This window comes from Streptomyces sp. NPDC049040 (assembly GCF_043197715.1).
Taxonomy (GTDB): domain Bacteria; phylum Actinomycetota; class Actinomycetes; order Streptomycetales; family Streptomycetaceae; genus Actinacidiphila.
Genome location: NZ_JBICTO010000027.1, coordinates 24,499 through 42,286, shown reverse-complemented (window position 1 = coordinate 42,286; position 17,788 = coordinate 24,499). Strand labels below are relative to the sequence as shown.

Sequence of the window (17,788 nt, the reverse complement as noted above, 5' to 3'; positions counted from 1 at the left end):
CACCACCGGTCTGCGGGAGGCACGGCCAGCCGTGCCTCCCGCGCAAGGAGAACTCGCGGAATGCAAGACCTGACGCCCACCCACTACGACGCACACCCCTGCTACCCCCCGCGCGGCGGCACGGTCGGGAAGGGCTGGGACGCCGCGGTGGCCTCGCTTCCCGACGGCCCGGCCGTACTCGCCGTGGACGGCCCTGCCGTCCTGGAGTGGGCCCGGGCGGTCGCCGCCCTCACCAGGGCCCTGGCCGGCCGCGGCGTCTACAGCGAACTGTTCGACGTACGCGACCACTTCGCCGGCTGGGAGCAGGTGCTCAGCCGTACGACATCGGCCGCGCTGGCCGACGACCCGCACTTCGAGTCCCTCGCGCAGGGCACCCTGGCCGACCTCTTCGACGAACTGCCGGGCCTCCGCGCGCCCGTCGACGGCATCACGGTCGTCTACGGACCCGGAGCGGCACTCGTCGAGCACGACGTGCTGTGGTACGCGGACCTGCCGAAGCGGTACGCGGAGGCCGCCGTCATCGGGCGGCGTGCGGCCAACCTCGCCCAGCCGGAGACCGAAGGGCCCGGCACCACCAAACGGCTCTTCTACGTCGACTGGCCGCTCCTCGACCGCCACCGTGACGCCGTGGCGGAACGGATCGACCTGTGGCTGGACACCCAGGACCCCGCAGAGCCCGCCGTGCTGGACGGCGCCACCCTGCGCGACACCCTCGCAGGTCTGGCCGGCCGCCCCTTCCGCACCCGCCCGACCTTCAACACCACCTCGTGGGGCGGCCACTGGGGGCAGCGCGAACTGGGCTTCAACCCGGCCGCCACCAACACCGCGCTGGGGTACGAGCTCATCGCGCCGGAGAGCGGGATACTCATCGGCGCCGAGGACGGCCCCTGCGTCGAGATCCCCTTCCAGCTCGCCGTCGCCCTGCATCCGCGGGAGATCCTCGGTCCCCCCGTGCACGACGTCTTCGGCACCTCCTTCCCGATCCGGTTCGACTACCTGGACACCGTGGACGGCGGCAACCTGTCGGTGCACTGCCACCCGCGCTCCGACTACATGCGCGACGTCTTCGGCTGGCCCTACACCCAGCACGAGACCTACTACATGATGGTCGGCGGCAAGGACAGCGACGTCTTCCTCGGCCTGCGCGACGGCGTCGACGTGGACGCCTTCCAGCGTGCGGCCCACGACGCCGCCCACCACGGGCAGCCGTTCGACATCACCACCCATGTGCAGACCTTCCCCGCCACCGCGCACCAGCTCTTCCTGATCCCGGCGGGCACCCCGCACGGCAGCGGCGCGGGGAACGTCGTCCTCGAGGTCAGCGCGACCCCGTACCTGTACTCCCTGCGGTTCTACGACTGGCTGCGCAGGGACGCGGGCGGCAACCAGCGCCCCGTGCACGTCGACCACGCCTTCCGCAACCTCGACACCGAACGCACCGGCAAGGCGGTGGAACGCGACCTGGTGCAGGAACCCGCCCCGCTGCGCGGCGGCAGCGGCTGGAGCGAGGAGACGATCGGCGCGCTGCCCGAGATGTTCTTCGAGGTCCGCCGGGTCGTGCTCGACCCCGGTTCGGTGGGCGAGGACGACACAGAAGGCCGCTTCCACGTCCTCAACGTGGTGGAGGGCGACGGTGTGCGGATCCAGCCGGCCGGGTCACCGCGGGACGCGCACACCCTGGCCTACGCGGAGACGCTCGTCGTCCCCGCGTCCGTCGGCGCCTACACGCTGCACCCGATCGGGCGGAACCCGGTCCGTATCGTGAAGTCGCTGGTCCGATGAGTGCCGCCGCCCCCCTCGCCCCGGTCCTGGAGATCGGCGGCACGCATGTGACCGCGGCACTGGTCGATCCCGTCGAGCAGGCGGTGCTCCCCGGCAGCGCGCGCCGCCTGCCGCTGGACGGCGAGGGCACCGCGGCCCGGACCGTCGAGGCGATCCTCGGGTGCGGCGCGGGCCTCGCCGCGGGGACAGGACTGCCGTGGGGCGTGGCGCTTCCCGGCCCCTTCGACTACGAGGGCGGGATCGCCCTCTACACCGGGGTCGGCAAATTCGACGCGCTCCACGGCACGGACCTGCGCGCGGCGCTCATGGAGGGCCTGCCGCAGCGACCGGGCAGCGTCTCCTTCCTCAACGACGCGGACGCCTTCCTGGTCGGCGAATGGCTCTCCGGCGCGGCGGCCGGCAGCAGCCGCTGCGCCGGCATCACCCTCGGCACCGGCGTCGGCTCCGCCTTCCTCGCCGACGGCACGCTCCGCGAGGAAGGCCCTGGGGTGCCGCCGGAAGGCCGGGTCGACCTGCTGGAGATCGCCGGGCGCCCGCTGGAGGACGTCGTCTCTCGGCGGGCCCTGCGCGCGGCCTACCTGCGGCTGGCAGGACAGGACAGAGCCGCGCCGGCGAGCGGGGCGAACGCCGCCGGACCACCAGACGTCGACGGGATCGCCGCGCTCGCCGCCGGCGGCGACCCGCTCGCGCAATCGGTCCTGCGCACCGCATTCGAGGCCCTGGGCGAGACGCTGGGGCCCAGGCTGCGGGATTTCGGTGCGACGGTACTCGTGGTCGGCGGCTCGATAACCGGTTCCTGGGAACTCATCGGCCCGATGCTTCGCGACGGGCTGATGAGGACCGGCGGAAGGGATCCGGAACACCTCGATGTCCGTGTCGCGGCGCGACCGGATCACGCCGCGCTTATCGGCGCGGCCTGGCATGCGAAATCAGTCGCAGTCCAGGGAAAGCGGGGTGGATTCGGCAAAAGCACCAGCGCGTACAACGGGTAAGATCTCCGCCGGGAGACGGACACAGAGCGGAATTGAGGCTACATGGCTGGGCCCTCCGGTCGGTCGGCGCCGACAATGCGGGACGTCGCCGCCCTCGCCCAGGTCAGTGCGATGACCGTGTCACGTGTTCTGCATGACGACCCCCGCGTCACCGCCCTCACCAAACAGCGCGTGCTGGCGGCCGTCGACGAACTCGGATACCGCCGCGACGAGACGGCCCGCAACCTCCGGCTCGGCCGCGGCACCGGTCTGATCGGACTCGTCGTCACCAATCTCGCCAACCCCTTCTACTCCCAACTCGCCCTGGGCGTCGGCGAGGTCGCCGACGAACTGGGCATCAACGTGGTGCTGGCCAACAGCGCGGAGGACCCAGCGAGGGAAGCCAGGCTGGTCGACGACCTGATCAGCCGCAGGGTCGACGGCATCATCGTGGTGCCGGCCGGCGACGACCACCGGCACCTCGACCCGGTGAAGCTCCATCAGGTCCCGGTGGTGCTGGCCGCCCGGCCTCCCTCAGGGGTGGAGGCCGACTGCGTGCTGGTCGACGACTTCGGCGGCACCAGGGAGGCGGTGCGCCTGCTGATCGCACGCGGCCACACCAAGATCGCATTTCTCGGCCTGCCGCCTTCCGCCTATACCGGCGCGGAACGCTACAGCGGATTCCGCGCCGCGATGACGGAAGCCGGGCTGCCCGTCGACGACGCCTATGTGCACTACCAGACCCGGGACATCACCGCGGCCGAGCAGGCGGCGACAAATCTCCTCGCCCTGCCCGATCCGCCCACCGCGCTCTTCGCGGCGAACAACCGCAACACCATCGGAGCCATCCGCGCAATCAACAACACGGGCGCGGGCACGGAACTCGTCGGATTCGACGACTTCGAACTCGCCGACATGCTCGGGCTGCCGCTCACCGTCGTCGCCTACGATCCCGGCGAGGTCGGCCAGCACGCCGCGAATCTCCTGATCGACCGGTTGCGCGGCAAGGGCGACGCCGCCCCGGCGCAACGCATCGTGCTGCCGACGAAGGTCGTCGAATACCTCGGACACCCCAAGCGGCAGTGAGGTCGCCAAGGGATGTCCCGTAATCCCTGGCGGATCAGCGCGCGGCGGCAGATGCGGTGCATCGCAAGGCGGAGGGTCGTCCTCATACCGGGTCGTATTCGGACGAGCCCGACAACGCCGCGAGGTGCCGTAGCTGCCGCCGCACGCCCGCCCGGGATTGCGGGACGGCCCTTGGGTGCGCGCCGGACACGGAAGGGCGGGGTCCGCGTCCGGCCCCGGCAGCTGCTGCGCCCCCCGGTCGGCCGTGCCGCGGTCGGCTGATCGGGGGAATCTTCGCCTCCGAGGGGAACGGAGCCGCGCCTTCCGGTGTTTGCCCGAGCATGGCAACACTTGGACTCATCGGCAGTGGACACATCGGTGGCGCGCTGGCCCGCCTGGCGGTCGACGCGGACCTGGACGTCGTGCTCAGCAACTCGCGGGGCCCTGAGACCCTTTCCGACCTCGTGTCGGAACTGGGGCCCCGGGCCAGGGCCGCCACTCCGGCGGAGGCGGCGGCCGCGGGGGACTGGGTGGTCGTGACGATCCCGCTCCGCGCCCTGGAGACGGTTCCCCGGGAGCCGCTCGTCGGCAAGACGGTCATCGACACCGGCAACTACTATCCGCAGCGCGACGGCACCATCCCTGAACTCGAATCGCACGCGCTCACCAGCAGTGGACTGCTCCAGCGGCACCTGTCCGGAGCGCACGTCGTGAAGGCCTTCAACAACATCTTCTACCGGCACCTCGCCGAACTGCCGCGGCCCGCGGGTGCGGCGGACCGCACCTCCCTGCCGATCGCGGGCGACGACCTGGGTGCCAAGAAGCACGCCGCGGAACTGATCTCGCTGCTGGGGTACGACGTCGTGGACTACGGTCCGCTCAGCGAGAGCTGGCGCTCCGAGCCGGGCACCCCGGTCTACGGCGCCCCCTACGGGGTGACCAGGGACGAGAACTTCGCCTCCCACCCGGCCGCCCCCGCCTCCACCGCCGAGATCGACAGGGCGCTGGCGGCGGCCCGACGCTGAGTGCGGCCGGTCTTCCGGCCGCCGGCCGGCGCGGGTCAGGTCCGCTGATCTGCCCGCGCCTGGTCCCGGGGGGAGTTCGGGGGCGGGACCGCGGAGGACCCGGCGGCCGCCTCGGCGGTCGGCCCGGCGGTCCGCCCGGTGTAGCCCTTCTCCCGGATGACCAGGGCCAGCAGGCCCGCCGCGAGGCAGAGGACGCCCGCGAGCACGAAGACGATGTTGGTGGCGTGGATGAAGACGTCCACCGCCGAGCGGTACTGGGCCGCGGGCAGCCTCCTCAAGCTGTCGGTGTCGAGATTGCCGTCGACGTCGGCCGCGCCCGCGGCGCCGGTGAGGTGCGAGCCCAGGTACCGGGCCACGACCGTGCTGTAGAGCGCGAAGCCGAACGAGGTGCCGAGCTGCTGGCTGAAGCGCAGCGAGCTGGTCGCGACCCCCAGGTCGGCCCGGTCCACGGAACTCTGCATGTACTGCAGGCCCAGCCCCAGCGACTGACCGATGCCGACCCCGAGCAGGAAGCAGCCGGCACCGATCAGCCAGTAGCTGGTGCCCGCGCCGATCCAGCCGAACGAGATCATCGCGACGGCCTCGAAGGCGCCGGCGGCGACCAGGAGGTATTTGAACTTGCCCAGCGCGTTGACGACGACCTTCGCCACCGGCACGGAAGCCAGCACCCCGAAGGCCATGCACATGATCAGCAGGCCGGAGCGGGCGGTGCTCAGGCCGCGTCCGACCTGGAGGTAGCCGCTGACGTACAGCAGGCCGCCGGCCACGCCGACCCCGGCGAGGAGGGAGACCGGCATCATCGTGCGGAAGACGGGGTTGCGCATCAGGGCCAGGGACACCAGCGGTTCCGGGGCGACGAGACCGCGCCACACGAAGAGGGCGGCCAGGAGCACCGCCCCTGCGGTGAGGCAGGTGATCGGCGCCGAGGACCAGGGGTAGCGGGCGCCGCCCCACTCGGCCACCAGCAGCGCGCAGGCGCCGAAGCCGCCGAGCAGCGCGGCGCCGAGGAAGTCGACCTTGCGGCGCTGCGGATGCGTCGGCATCTTCAGCACGAGGGCGAAGACCAGGAAGGCGGCGACCAGCACGGGCAGGTTGACCAGGAAGACCCAGCGCCAGTCCAGCGCGTCGGCGATCAGGCCGCCCAGGGTCGGGCCGAGCGCCATGCCGATGCCGAACATCACCGCGGCGCCCACCCCGACCGCGCTCGAGGGCTTCACCGTACGGTCCGGATCGCCCTCGTCGTCCCGGTCGTCGAAGAGGATGCCGGTCACCACCAGGGTGATCGCGGTGAGGCCGCCGGCGCCGAGCCCCTGGACGGTCCTGGCCGCGATGAGCTCGGTCAGGTTCTGCGAGATCCCGCAGAAGAGCGAGCCGGCGGTGAAGAAGCCCAGGGCGACGAGCAGCAGCGGCTTGGTGCCGTACTCGTCCGCGAGCTTGCCGTAGAGCGGCACCACGATGCAGTCGGCCAGCGCGTAGCAGGACGTCAGCCAGGGCAGCTTGCTGATCCCGTGCACCGGGTCGAGGTCGGAGACCGTCTTCCAGGCGATGGCCGAGACGATGTTGATGTCGAGGATGGCCAGCAGCAGGACGCTGATGCACGCCGCGCCCACCATCTTGACCTTGTTGACGTCCATCAGCAGATGGGGGCCGTCGTAGACGGGAGCCCACGGACTCTTGTCGCTCATGGTGTTTACGCTAGGGCCATTTTTACACCAAGACAAGTTTTAGTGTGGGCGTAATATTCCCCAAAGTGAACCAGCTGGTAGAATCCAGGCCGTGACCGACCGGCTGGGGCTCAGGGAGCGCAAGAAGCTGAGGACGGGCGAGCTGATCTCGGAGACAGCCGTCGCGCTCTTCCTCCGCGACGGGTTCGACCGGGTGTCGATCACCGACGTCGCCGCCGCGGCGGACGTCTCGAAGAAGACCGTCTTCAACTACTTCCCTTCCAAGGAAGACCTGGTCTTCCACCCGATCCGCGACCATGTGGACGAGGCCGCGCGGGTCGTCAGGGCACGCGAGCCGGGCGAGTCGCCGGTGCGCGCGCTGCACCGCCACTTCCTCGCCGGGCTCGCGTCCGGCGACCCCATCACCGGGCTCGCCGACTACCCCGAGTTCCTGGACTTCCAGCGCATGGTCATGGGGACGCCCAGCCTGAAGCTGCGCCTGATGGAGCAGTGGATCAGGAGTGAGGACAGCCTCTCCGAGGCACTGGCCGAAGCCTTCGGCCACGCGCCCGGCGACGTCGCCCCCCGGGTGCTGGCCGCCCAGATCCTCGCCGTCCAGCGCACCCTGACCGTTCGCAACGTGGAGCGCATGCTGGCCGGTGACCGCCCCGCCGACGCGCTCGCCCGGTCCACGGAGGAGGCGGAGCAGGCCTTCGAACTGCTGGCGAGGGCCCTCCCCGCCACCTGAGCGGGCCGCGCGCGCCTCAGATCGTGGGGACGCTGAGCCAGGGATAGGCGCCCGCGGTGAAGCCCGCCATCAGCCTGAGGCTGTTGCCAGGGGCGGTGAGCCAGGCGACGTAGACGGCGTCCGCGGCGGGGCCGTTGACGTAGAGCGACGGATTGCCGCCGGCCTGCAGGGCGTACCACTGGTCGACGACCACGCAGCCGTTGCCCCAGGTGGCCGGGTTGGCCGCGAGGCTGCCAGGCGCGCGGTTCACCACGGTGATGGCGTGCCCGGTGCCGGAGATGCCGCCGCTGTACATCCCGAACCACTCCACCGTCGTGCCGGCCGCGGCCAGCGGGCTCTGCTTGGCCGTGAGCATGGCGATCGTGGCACAGGTGAACCCGTCGCACACCGCGTAGAAGGGCCTGCGCCGCGCGCGCTCGGCGCCCCAGCCCAGATACGCCTGCTCCACATCGGCGGCCGGCGGGCGACCCGCCGACCACCCGAGGGCCATCAACTCCTTGGCCGACAGCACCGCCTGGAACGCCCTGCCGTCCACGTTGGTCTTGCTGACCTGGACACCCGAACTGCCGGCCCCGGTGGGACGGGATATGCCCGTCACGTTGATGGTCCCCCACGGGTTGTCGATGAAGACCCCCTGGGCGACGGCGTTGGTGAACGGCGCCGCCGCGGGCGGCACGGGAGCCAGTGACGACTGGGCGACACGCTGGTCGATCAGATTGTGCAACGGAACGGCCATGGCCATGGAAACCCCCCTGAGTCAGGACTTGTTGCCTTCGCCCCGGAATCTTCCCCCGCGTGGCCACCCGCCGTTCGGGGTTCGCCGCATCCCCGCGGCCGGGCAGGCCGGATTCGGCCATGCCCGGCCGGGCGGCCGGACCCGGGCTATCGGCGGGCGTAGAAGTGGGCGCGGACCCGGCGCAGCCATGCCTCGGCCGGTGCCTCGTCGGGCTGCTCGGGCAGGGCGCTGCGGGTCTGCTCGAACAACGCCTCGAAGCGGGTGAGCATCGGGAGCGCCGCCATCGCGTCGGCCGCCACTTCCTCGCCGAAGCGGTGGTAGGCCTCCGGGTCGTCGACACGGATCGCCAGACGTCCGGTGGCGTACAGATCGAAACCCTGGTGGCACAGGCGGCGCAGATGCCTCGCGTGCTTCGCGGTGCGCTTCCTGGTGTCGGCCGAAAAGGACCCGTCACCGCGGTCGTACAGCCGCTTGAACTGCTGGGTGGCGTAGCCGAGGTACGCGTCCCTGACCCGCTTGGCGGACAGCAGGGACGAGCGTATGCCGATCAGCTCGTCACCGAGCGGGGTGCGCACCTCGTACAGCTCGTCGGGCAGCCACACCAGCTCCATGACCGTGGGGTTGCCGCCGAGCGCCAGCCTGCACCACTTCCCCGCCTCGTGCAGGGTGCGGTCCGGGTGCGTGGTGACGTGGGACTCCTTCGGGGCGTGCAGGCCGTGGAGGTCGCCGGTGTCCGCGGCGAACACGCCGAGCCGGTCGATGTCGGAGCCCTCATGGGCGAGCCCGTATGCGGTCGATCCGACGATGCCGGACAGCAGGACGTTCACGGAGCCTCCCCAGGTGATCGGTGCGGGAAGCATCCTCCATGGCGGTGGCGCAGGGCGAGCGACTTTCGGGGCGCCAGGACCGGTCCGCCCGGGTGGATCAGGGCTGCCGGGCGGCGTCGGAGCCGGCCGATATCCGCAGCGAGGAGACGTCGACCGCCTCGAAGTCGGATCCGTCCAGAGCGCCGAGCTGCTGGAGCTGGTCGTTGTCCCAGCGGCTGTCGGGGGCTCCGCTGACATACCAGGCAGAGCCGTTGTCGGCCACGATCGCACCGTAGGTCTTCAGGGTCTGGGCGATCGCCCGCGCCTGAGGCGGGAGCCGGGAGATGTCGACGCTGCCCTTCAGCCTGAGCCGCAGGCCCATGGGAGGCAGGCTGCGGTCGGCGGAGCCGGCGTCGTGGCGGGCGGGCCACAGGTGGGCGGCCTGGCTGCGCGGGACCGTGATGCGCAGGGCGTGGCCGATGACGCCCCGGCTCGCTTCGTCATAGCGGGCCAGGCCCGGCAGGACGGGCAGCCCGGCCGCGTCGGCGGAGGTCCAGCCGTCGGGCCGCAGCGTGTGCGAGGTGAGGCCGAAGACGGCGCCGGACCCGGCGTGCCAGGAGCCGTTGCCCTGCGGATGGCTGTCCCAGAGCTCGTAGTCCCGGCACGTGGTGGTGTCCACGACGATGACGTGCCGGTCGCCGTCGGCCTGCGGACCGCCTTCGACCTGGGCGTCGGCCGGGATGCGGTAGGGGCCCTTGTCGCTCTCGTCGGCGTAGTCGAAGGTGACGCGGGCGGCCGGTGTGCCGGCGCCGGTCGTGGTGACGGGGATGCCGATGGGCCCGCCGTCCCACGTGCCGGAGCCGAAATCGGCGTGCACGTGCGCGCCCGCGCCGATGCTGCCGACGTAGGTCGCCGACGCCGCCAGCACCGGAAGGCGGTCGACAGGAGTCCGCCAGATGCTGCCCGGCGCCGCCACCTCGCAGCCGCCGAGGCCGCGGGCCGTGGTGGTTCCCTTCGCCGGCTTGCCGGACGCCGCGTGGCTGCGGCGCGGTGTCGCGGTCGCAGTGGGCTTGCCGGTCCCGGATGCAGTCGGCCGTGCGGCGGGTGCCGTCGGTCCGGTCGCGGAGGGGGCGACGGCCGCGGCCGCCGTGGTCCGGCCGGCGGACGCCCGCAGCGGTGCGGCACCGTGGTCAGGCCCGGCCACGACCAGGTACGCCGCGACGGACAGCGCCGCCACGCCGGCCGCCGCGGCCGCGGTCGGGACCGGCCGGAAGGTGCCGCGCCTGCGCCTGTGGGTGTTCGACGCTCGCATGCCGAAGGGCCTTTCGCCGGGTGGCTCACCGATGCCGAGGGGGAGCCGGATTCCGTCGCCCGTGACCGGGCGGGGGGTCGGTGTCGGCCGCGGATTCCCTGCCGACCGCTCCGGATCAAAGCGAGCCGTCCGGCCGCAGTCAAGGCCGCGGCCGCCCTGGGCCTGCCGCGGGGGTGGGTTTGGGAGGATCCGGCGGATCTGCGGCCTCCGGCCGAGGCATTCGCCCGGGCCCGGCCCCCGGGCCTCGGGCTGTCCTGCACCCCGCTCCGGTAGCCTGCGGACGGGGGTGGGTCCATGGACGCGCACACGGTCGTACCGGACGATGCGGGAATGCCGCAGAGCACGCGCCTGGCCGCCCACGGCGATGTCTCCACGTCCCTCGCGCTGCGAAGCGACCGCCGGCTGGGCGAGCTGCTGGACGCCGCGGCGCCGCTCGGCTCCGGTATCGGCGGGAGGTCCGCGCTGCTGGAGGTCGAAGGGCGGCCGGTCTTCGTGAAGCGGGTGCCGCTCACGGAACCGGAACTGTCGCCGGAGAACCTGCGGTCCACGGCCAACCTGTTCGGGCTGCCCACCTACTGCCAGTACGGCGTCGGCGGGGTCGGCTTCGGGGCATGGCGCGAACTCGCCGTGCACACCATGACGACCGGCTGGGTGCTCGGGGGGCACTACCCGGGGTTCCCGCTGATGTACCACTGGCGAGTGCTGCCGGACACGGCAGTGCTTCCCGACGAACTCGCCGACGTCGACCGCGTCGTGGCCTACTGGGGAGGCAGCCCGGAGGTACGCCGCCGTGTCGAGGCCCTTCGCCGGGCGCCCGCGAGCCTCGTGCTCTTCCTCGAGTACATCCCCCGCACGCTCCACGAATGGCTCCCGGAGCGGCTACGGGCCGGCGAAGAGGCCGCCGACCTGGCGTGCGCCCTGGTGGACGGGGAGTTGGAGGCCGGCACGTCCTTCATGAACGCCCGCGGCCTGCTGCACTTCGACGCCCACTTCCGGAACATCCTGACCGACGGCAGGCGACTGTACTTCACCGACTTCGGCCTCGCCATCTCCTCCCGGTTCGATCTGTCACCGTCCGAGGCGGACTTCTTCGCACTGCACGCGACGTACGACCGCGCCTACACGGTCGGCTGGCTGGTGAACTGGCTGCTCACGGATCTGCACGGGGCCGGCAAGAAGGAACGCGTGGCAGTCGTCCACGCCTGCGCGCGGGGCGAGGACCCGCCGCCGGGACCGCGGGCGGTGCGGGCGCTCCTCTCCCGCCACGCACCGCTCGCCGCGGTGATGACGGACTTCTACCTGGGCATCCAGGACGACAGCAGGCAGACCCCCTACCCGGCGCAGGCGCTCCGCGAGGCCCTCGACGCCCACGGGCCGCGTCGCGGCTGAGCGGGCCGGCGGCCTTCTGCCGCCGCCGGGTGCCGCCGCCGGGCGGCGGCCCGGCGGCAGCGGCGGGTCACAGGCTCGCCGGCGCCCAGGTGGAGGGCGTCCACGGCCCCCGCCGCCTCGACGTCGTACTGGCGGGCGAGCTGCCGTGAATCAACGATCGGCCGTGGTCCGGCGGCCGGTCATGGACGGGCCGAGGCGTGGCCCTGGTTCCGTGGCGGAGCCGGCGAGGTCGAGGCGCCAGTCGTTGCTGCGTATGAGACTGCCGCTGTCCACCGGGTATTCGAAGTCGCAGGCGCCCAGGAGGGTGAAGCCGAGGCGCTTGCAGAGGGCGTTCGAGGGGGCGTTCTCGACCGAGGGGAAGGCGTGCAGGTGGCGGGGGCTCCCGGGTCGGCGTGCCGCCTCGCGCACGGTGGCGATCAGGACGGTGCCGGCCGCGGCGGATATGCCGCGGCCCTGATAGGGCGGCAGGACGTTCCAACCGGTTTCGTAGATCTGCTCACCCTGCCAGTCACGCCGGTGGTAGCCGATGCTTCCGACCATCTCGTCGCCGAGGAGGACGGCGAACATGCAGCCGCGCCCGGTTTCCGGCATGGCGAGGTAGCGAGCGTGCCGGGTGAGCAGCTTCTCCTCCGGCTCGGGGCCGCCGACGTAGTGGCGCATCCGTGGAGTGTTGATCCGCCGCAGGAGGCTGAGGGCCGAACCCGACCAGGGCTCGAGGTGGACGTTCATGCAGCGCAGCCTGGCAGGCCTGTGCGCTGTCGAGCACCTCGATTTCGCACAATGCGGGTGCGGGGCTCCCGGATCGGGTCCCACGCGGGTGGGACGGGGCCCTCGGCGTGTCCCGCCGCGCGCCTCGGCCGTCACCGCGGCGTCACCCCAGCCACCAGATGGAGCCTCCGCCGAGGAAGAAGAGCAGGCAGAAGGCGAGATTGGTGCGCCGGTACGCGAGGAAGACGGCGGCGAACTCGCGGATCATCGCGCTGGGCAGGAAGTACGCGGCGGTGGGGGAGCCCACCACGTATCCCCTGACGCCCGCCCGGCGCGCCGTCAGCGCCGCACGGAAGGCGTGGTAGTTGTTCGTCACGATCACGCAGCGGTAGCCGGGATTGGCGCTCTCCATGATCCTTCTGCTGAACCGCAGGTTCTCCTCCGTGGTCGTGGAGCGGTCCTCCCGCTCGATCAGCTCGGCGGGAAAGCCGCGCTCCACGAGATAGTCCGCCATCGCGTGCGACTCCGGCAGGTCCTCGTCCGGCCCCTGCCCGCCCGAGGTGAGGAGCACCGGCTGCCTGCCGCGCCGCGACAGCCTGGCGTGCACGGCGCGGGCCCGGTCCAGCCGGCTGGCCAGCAGCGGCGGCACCGCGGATCCGCCGGCCAGACCCGAGCCGAGCACCACCACGTAGTCGGCCCTGCGGCCGAGGTTCAGCCGGACGTAGAGGAAGGCGTAGACGACGAAGGAGAGGAAGAGGAAGGCCACGTAGCCGGTCAGGGCGACCGCTGTCCCGGTCACCGCCACCAGGATGTGGTCGTGCAGGACCAGCGTGGCGCCCAGCAGGACGAGAAGGGCCACCAGGGCGACACCCGCGAGCAGGGACAGGAGGTTGGCGGGGCGCGTGCCCTCCTTGCGGACCATGACCGCCCCGTTGGAGATCAGGAACCACGACAGGATGACTATGCCCAGCGCCACCAGGACCAGCAGGGCGATGCCGAGGTCCCGCCCCAGCACCGGGTGGCTCCGGTGGAGTTCGAAGAGCCACGCGCCCACGGCGAACAGGACGGTGAGTCCCAGGAGGACGGCGTTGCTGAATCGGCGGCGTTCGTACACCACACCGGCACAGAACATCAGGAAGCACAAGAGCGCCGGAGCGTAGGCCAACATGTGCACATGTTAGGCAGACGGGCCCGCGGATCCTCAGTTGGTGCCGTCCGGCCCCGTGGGACTGCCCGTTCTGCGCTCCCCGCTCTCGGCGGGCGCGTTGCGGGTACCGGCGCCGGAGTTCTCGGCGCCGTCGCCGGGCGCCGTGAAGTGGGCCAGCGTGCCGGTGACGGTCAGCAGCCGGTCAAGTCTCGGCGGGCGGTCGACGAGGTGCAGGCGGACGCCGGCCTCGCTGGTACGGCGGTGGATCATCAGCAGCACCGACAGCCCCATGGAGTCGATGTCGTCGAGCCCGGCGCAGTGCAGGTACAGGTCGGCCAGGTGCGGGAGTTCGGCGATCTTCGCGGTGGCGGCGGCCAGCAGGCGGTCGGCGCTGTCGTAGTCCAGCGGGCCGCGCATCTCCATCCGGACCGTGTCCCGGGTCTCGGCCGTGGTCAGGTGCAGATGGGCGGGTGGTGTCGTCGTCATGCGGGCTTTCCTGCGGTGGTGCGGGGGACGAGGGCGAGCGCGTCGGTCCCGCGCTCCAGGATGCGGGTGGCCCGCGGGAAGTCCTTGAGCTCGCGGGCCAGGATGTCCAGTGCGGGGGGCAGGCTGTGCGCCGGGACCCCGCGGGCCGTCAGGATCCCGGCGGTCCAGACGATGAAGCCGCTGAAGAGTTCCTCGTCGCCGAGGTAGAGGGCGGTGGCGAGGAATCCCACGATGTGCGCGAGGTCCTCCGCGGTGTGCTCGCGCTGCAGTTCGGTGTAGTCGCGCACGGCCGGGAACGCGTCTTCCAGGCCGGTGAAGACGGTACGTACGAGGGCGGCGCTGTTGCGCGCCACCATGGTGTATTCCTGGTCGGCCAGGTGCGGCAGGTCCTCGATCGGCTGGTGGTCGGGCTGCGGGCGCGGCAGCGGACCCCGGGCGAGGCGGTCGGCGGCGACACGGGCGTCGGAGGCCCAGGCGTCCGCGCCGAGCATCCGGGCGTAGCGGCCGTCGGGTCCGAAGGCCGCGCCTCCGACGAGTACCGGAACGCCGACCGCCTGGCAGGCGGTGATCGCGGCGTGCGCGGTCGGCAACCGGGTCGCGATCGAACTGGAGAGGGCGACCACGGAGGAGTCGGTGCGGTGCAGGTGCGAGATGAGGTGCGGGGCGGGTACCTGTGCGCCCAGGTAGTCGACCCGCCAGCCGCGCAGTTTCAGCACCTCGGCCAGCAGGCGCGCGGGCAGCGAGTGCCACTCCCCGTCGACGCAGGCCACCGCGATCCTGCCGCGGGTGGGGGCGGTGCGGGCGGCGGGGTGCAGGGCGAGTGCGGCGACGGCCCGCTCGTTGATGGCGGTCGCGGCGTGCTCCCCGGCCACACTGAGCCGGTTGGCGGCCCACTCCTCGCCGACCTTGCCCTGGACCCGGGCGATCACATCCAGCAGGACGCTCTCCGGCTCGACACCGTCGTCCAGCGCGCGCAGCACCACACCGGTGGCGCTGAACTCGTCGCACGCCGCGACGGCCTCCCACAGCTCGTCGGTCATCTGCTGGACTGCCCCGTCCCCGGAGAGACGGTGAGGGGTACTCGTGCTCATGCAGTGAATCTGCCCCGAGTCCTGCCGTTCACCGCGGTGAGATGGTGAGTGCGCGGCGCGGAGATGACGACCACGGCCATGTCGTCGTGGGAGCCCTGCCCGACCCACTGGGAGGCGAGCATCTGGACCCGCTCCACGATGCTCTCGGAGGGCATGCCCGCGCACTCGGAAAGGGCGCGCCGCAGCCGCTCCTCACCGAACTGGGCACTGCCCATCGGTCCGCCCTTCGCCTCGGTGATCCCGTCGGTGTAGAGCACGCACGACTCCCCGGGCGCCAGGGTGAGGGCGGTGGTGGTGGCGGGCGCGCTGGGCAGGGCGCCGACCAGGGTGCCGCGCGTCTCCGCCGCCTCCACCTCGCTGCTGGCCCTCACGATCAGCGGGCTGGGGTGACCGGCGCTGGTCAGCCGCAGGCTCACACCGCTGCCCTCGCGTACGGCGGAGGCAAGGACCAGGGTCGCGAAGCGGGAGTGGTGGGAGTTCAGCAGCGCCGTGTTCAGCAGGCTGATCATCCGCTGGTGGTCGTCGGCCATCGGCAGCAGCGCGTGCAGGGTGTTGCGGATCTTGCCGGTCAGCACGGCGGCTTCCAGCCCCTTGCCGCACACGTCGCCGAGTGCGACGAAGGACGATTCGCCCTCGATGACGCTGGGATGCACGTCGTAGAAGTCCCCGCCGACCCGTTCGTGGTCGGCGGAAGGACGGTAGCCGCCGGCGAAATCCACCCCGGAGATCTGGTGCAGCGACGGGGGGAGCAGCTCCCGCATCAGGACCTCGGTGATCGAGGACTGCTCCGCGTACAGGCGTGCCGCCGACATCGCGGCACCCGCGCGCGCCGCGAACAGCCGGGCGAAGATCTCCTCGCCTTCGGTGAACACCGCACTGCCGGAACGGCGCAGCAGGACGAGGGCACCGGCCGCGACGCCGTGACCGGGCAGCGGGGTGATCACGATCGATCCGACCCGGCCGAAGTCCGGCGGCACCAGCCAGTCCGGCGCGGACGAGGGATCGATCCAGCGCGTCGGCACCGGCGGGAAGCCGCGCAGCGCCTCTCCGAGGCCGGGCACCTCGTCGGGGTCCACCGACTCGTTGGACACCGTGGGATTCCCGCCGCGCAGGCAGGTCACCGCGGGCAGCCGCCGCCCGCGGGCCGGCGCGACCACCAGTGCCGCGTCGGCCAGATGCTCCGCGGCCAGCTGCGCGGTCACATCCATGCAGCGCGCCAGGTTCAGCGACGACAGCAGCGTGCTGGAGGCCTTGGCCAGGAACGCGGTCCGCTCGCGCTCCATGTTGAGGGCTTCGCGCACCAGTCGGTGGTCGGTGTCGTCGACCAGCCACCACACCACCTTGCCGTCGCTCTGCAGGCTGGGGTGCGCCTCGAAACTGCGCTCGCCGATCAGTCCCGAGAGCGGTCCGCCCGATTCCTGGGGGGCCTGCGGGCGGGACGTCCGCAGCGCGTCGTGTGCGGCGGACAGCCAGGCGGGGACCACGTCGGCAAGACGACTGCCGGGGCGCAACGCGGGCAGGATCGCGCGGGCCGCGGCATTGCACAGAGTGACCATGCCGTCCGCGTCGATGACCACAACAGGGTAGGGAGCGCAGCTCCACAGGGATCCGTGGTCCGTACCGTCACCGGTCTGCGCTTGGGGGGAAGCCAAATGCTGAGGACCCGCTGGGCGAATCCCTCACCTCACCATCTCGAAGAGGACAACCGTGCCTTCGAACCACCATCCCGCACGATGCGTCTTTCTTGCAAGCAGCCCCCCGCCGCCCTATGGTGGGCCACCCTCATCGAGGCTGTCGCCGTACAGCCGCACCACGGCGAAGATGGTCTTGCCCGCGCTGTGGTTCGTGACCTCGACCGTGTGGGCCAGCCGGTGCACCATCTGCCAGCCGTAGCCGCCGATCCTGGGCGCTCCCGCCGGTACGGTAGGAGCGGGGGGACTGACCGGGTGCGCGGGGTTCGCGTCGCCGACGCGGAGGTGCAGCGCGTCGCCTTCGACGGCGGCGGTGAAGAGGGTCAGCCCGCCGCCGTGCCGGTCGGCGTTGGTGACCAACTCCGAGGTGACCAGGAGCACATCGGCGATCACCACGTCCGCGGGCCAATCGACGCCGGTACTGCGGCACCTGCTCTCCAGCAATGCCATCACCACCGCACGGGCCTGTGCGCTGGAGGCCGGAAGGACCGCCGTGACCTCGGCGGCGCCGGACCCGATGTCCGTGCCCCCGCCATGGTGTTCAGCTCCGGCTTCCCCGCTCGCCAAGGGTGCCCGTCCGCCGTGTTGCTGTGCGGCCGTGCCCGGCTCTCCCCGCGGTGCGCCCGCGCTCGCGTCAATACGTCATCGCCGCCTGCACGCTGTCGACCAGGACGAACGCCGAAGCCGTACCCGTCACGTCGAGAAGCCGCCGCAGGGGGACGCTGGCACCGGCGATCACCAGTGCCACCCCCGCGGAGGCGTGAGCGGCCCTGGCACGCAGGAGTGTGTCCAGGACGGAGGAGTCCGCGAATTCCACGCCCGAGGCGTCGACCACGGTGAGCCGTCCACCGGGCCGCAGACCCCGCCGCAGTACCTCGGCCGCCTCCGCCATGTGGTCACCGTCGAGATCGCCCGCGATCCTCACCAGCCATGCTCCGCCCTCGGCGGTCCGGGCGGACACCGCCGCTTCCTGCCCACTCACACCGACCTCCCCGTTGCGTCCCGGCCTCCTGGCACCACGGCGGGACAATACCTCGTACCGAGCACCCGCCGGACGGCGCGGGGGCCCGCAGGGGACTCCTCCGGGCGTGCCGATGCCGGCGCGGCCACCGGGGGAAGACCGCCGGAAGGGGGCTCTCCGTGCTCGGGGATTCATCGCGCCACCGA

Annotated in this window: 17 protein-coding genes; 6 read left to right on the top strand and 11 right to left on the bottom strand. The window is 72.0% G+C overall.

Annotated features, from left to right (window positions below; all coding sequences use genetic code 11):
* Positions 1-60: 60 nt before the first annotated feature.
* From ACGFMP_RS34855 to ACGFMP_RS34840, 4 genes are all read left to right on the top strand, one after another.
* Positions 61-1,782, top strand: a complete 1,722-nt coding sequence (locus ACGFMP_RS34855) for a class I mannose-6-phosphate isomerase (protein ID WP_393677737.1) — start codon at positions 61-63, stop codon at positions 1,780-1,782.
* The gene (locus ACGFMP_RS34850; protein WP_393677736.1) at positions 1,779-2,774 is read left to right on the top strand and encodes an ROK family protein; all 996 of its coding nucleotides are present in this window, start codon (positions 1,779-1,781) and stop codon (positions 2,772-2,774) included. Before ACGFMP_RS34855 ends, ACGFMP_RS34850 begins: the two co-directional genes overlap by 4 nt.
* Before the next feature lie 75 nt (positions 2,775-2,849).
* The gene (locus tag ACGFMP_RS34845) at positions 2,850-3,839 is read left to right on the top strand and encodes a LacI family DNA-binding transcriptional regulator (protein ID WP_393677734.1); all 990 of its coding nucleotides are present in this window, start codon (positions 2,850-2,852) and stop codon (positions 3,837-3,839) included.
* 320 nt (positions 3,840-4,159) lie between these two features.
* Positions 4,160-4,843: an NADPH-dependent F420 reductase gene (locus tag ACGFMP_RS34840; RefSeq protein ID WP_393677732.1), complete on the top strand. Its 684-nt coding sequence runs from the start codon at positions 4,160-4,162 to the stop codon at positions 4,841-4,843.
* A 35-nt stretch (positions 4,844-4,878) separates the two neighbouring features.
* Here ACGFMP_RS34840 and ACGFMP_RS34835 read toward each other — a convergent pair whose 3' ends face one another.
* A complete protein-coding gene (locus tag ACGFMP_RS34835) occupies positions 4,879-6,528 on the bottom strand; it encodes an MFS transporter (protein ID WP_393677730.1) in 1,650 nt (549 codons plus the stop codon).
* A 91-nt stretch (positions 6,529-6,619) separates the two neighbouring features.
* On the opposite strand from ACGFMP_RS34835, the gene ACGFMP_RS34830 reads away from it, so the two are divergent.
* Positions 6,620-7,255, top strand: coding sequence for a TetR/AcrR family transcriptional regulator (locus ACGFMP_RS34830; protein ID WP_393677728.1), 636 nt, complete (start codon positions 6,620-6,622; stop codon positions 7,253-7,255).
* Positions 7,256-7,271: 16 nt separating this feature from the next.
* Here ACGFMP_RS34830 and ACGFMP_RS34825 read toward each other — a convergent pair whose 3' ends face one another.
* The 3 genes from ACGFMP_RS34825 to ACGFMP_RS34815 form a co-directional block, all read right to left on the bottom strand.
* Positions 7,272-7,997 (bottom strand): hypothetical protein, encoded by a 726-nt coding sequence (locus tag ACGFMP_RS34825; protein ID WP_393677726.1) that lies wholly within the window; start codon positions 7,995-7,997, stop codon positions 7,272-7,274.
* Positions 7,998-8,137: 140 nt separating this feature from the next.
* Positions 8,138-8,818 (bottom strand): DNA polymerase beta superfamily protein, encoded by a 681-nt coding sequence (locus tag ACGFMP_RS34820; RefSeq protein WP_393677724.1) that lies wholly within the window; start codon positions 8,816-8,818, stop codon positions 8,138-8,140.
* A gap of 97 nt (positions 8,819-8,915) precedes the next feature.
* Positions 8,916-10,109 (bottom strand): hypothetical protein, encoded by a 1,194-nt coding sequence (locus ACGFMP_RS34815; RefSeq protein ID WP_393677722.1) that lies wholly within the window; start codon positions 10,107-10,109, stop codon positions 8,916-8,918.
* Positions 10,110-10,439: 330 nt separating this feature from the next.
* Here ACGFMP_RS34815 and ACGFMP_RS34810 point away from each other — a divergent pair, with 330 nt between their 5' ends.
* On the top strand, positions 10,440-11,498 hold the full coding sequence (locus ACGFMP_RS34810) for a protein kinase family protein (protein ID WP_393677721.1): 1,059 nt from the start codon (positions 10,440-10,442) through the stop codon (positions 11,496-11,498).
* Between the two features lie 150 nt (positions 11,499-11,648).
* Here the strand turns inward: ACGFMP_RS34810 and ACGFMP_RS34805 are convergent, their stop codons facing one another.
* The 7 genes from ACGFMP_RS34805 to ACGFMP_RS34775 all read right to left on the bottom strand — a co-directional run bounded on the left by ACGFMP_RS34805 (position 11,649) and on the right by ACGFMP_RS34775 (position 17,603).
* Positions 11,649-12,227, bottom strand: a complete 579-nt coding sequence (locus ACGFMP_RS34805) for a GNAT family N-acetyltransferase (RefSeq protein ID WP_393677719.1) — start codon at positions 12,225-12,227, stop codon at positions 11,649-11,651.
* Between the two features lie 142 nt (positions 12,228-12,369).
* Positions 12,370-13,374 carry a YdcF family protein gene (locus ACGFMP_RS34800; RefSeq protein ID WP_393677717.1) on the bottom strand — a complete coding sequence of 335 codons (1,005 nt, stop codon included), beginning with the start codon at positions 13,372-13,374 and terminating at the stop codon, positions 12,370-12,372.
* 33 nt (positions 13,375-13,407) lie between these two features.
* Positions 13,408-13,839: an STAS domain-containing protein gene (locus ACGFMP_RS34795; RefSeq protein WP_393677715.1), complete on the bottom strand. Its 432-nt coding sequence runs from the start codon at positions 13,837-13,839 to the stop codon at positions 13,408-13,410.
* Entirely contained in the window at positions 13,836-14,930 is a 1,095-nt protein-coding gene (locus tag ACGFMP_RS34790) for a B12-binding domain-containing protein (RefSeq protein ID WP_393677713.1), read from the bottom strand. The genes ACGFMP_RS34795 and ACGFMP_RS34790 overlap by 4 nt, the downstream gene beginning before the upstream one ends.
* A complete protein-coding gene (locus ACGFMP_RS34785; protein WP_393677804.1) occupies positions 14,927-16,486 on the bottom strand; it encodes a PP2C family protein-serine/threonine phosphatase in 1,560 nt (519 codons plus the stop codon). The genes ACGFMP_RS34790 and ACGFMP_RS34785 overlap by 4 nt, the downstream gene beginning before the upstream one ends.
* Before the next feature lie 210 nt (positions 16,487-16,696).
* A complete protein-coding gene (locus ACGFMP_RS34780; RefSeq protein WP_393677802.1) occupies positions 16,697-17,140 on the bottom strand; it encodes an ATP-binding protein in 444 nt (147 codons plus the stop codon).
* 115 nt (positions 17,141-17,255) lie between these two features.
* Positions 17,256-17,603, bottom strand: coding sequence for an STAS domain-containing protein (locus ACGFMP_RS34775; RefSeq protein ID WP_393677711.1), 348 nt, complete (start codon positions 17,601-17,603; stop codon positions 17,256-17,258).
* Positions 17,604-17,788: the final 185 nt, after the last annotated feature.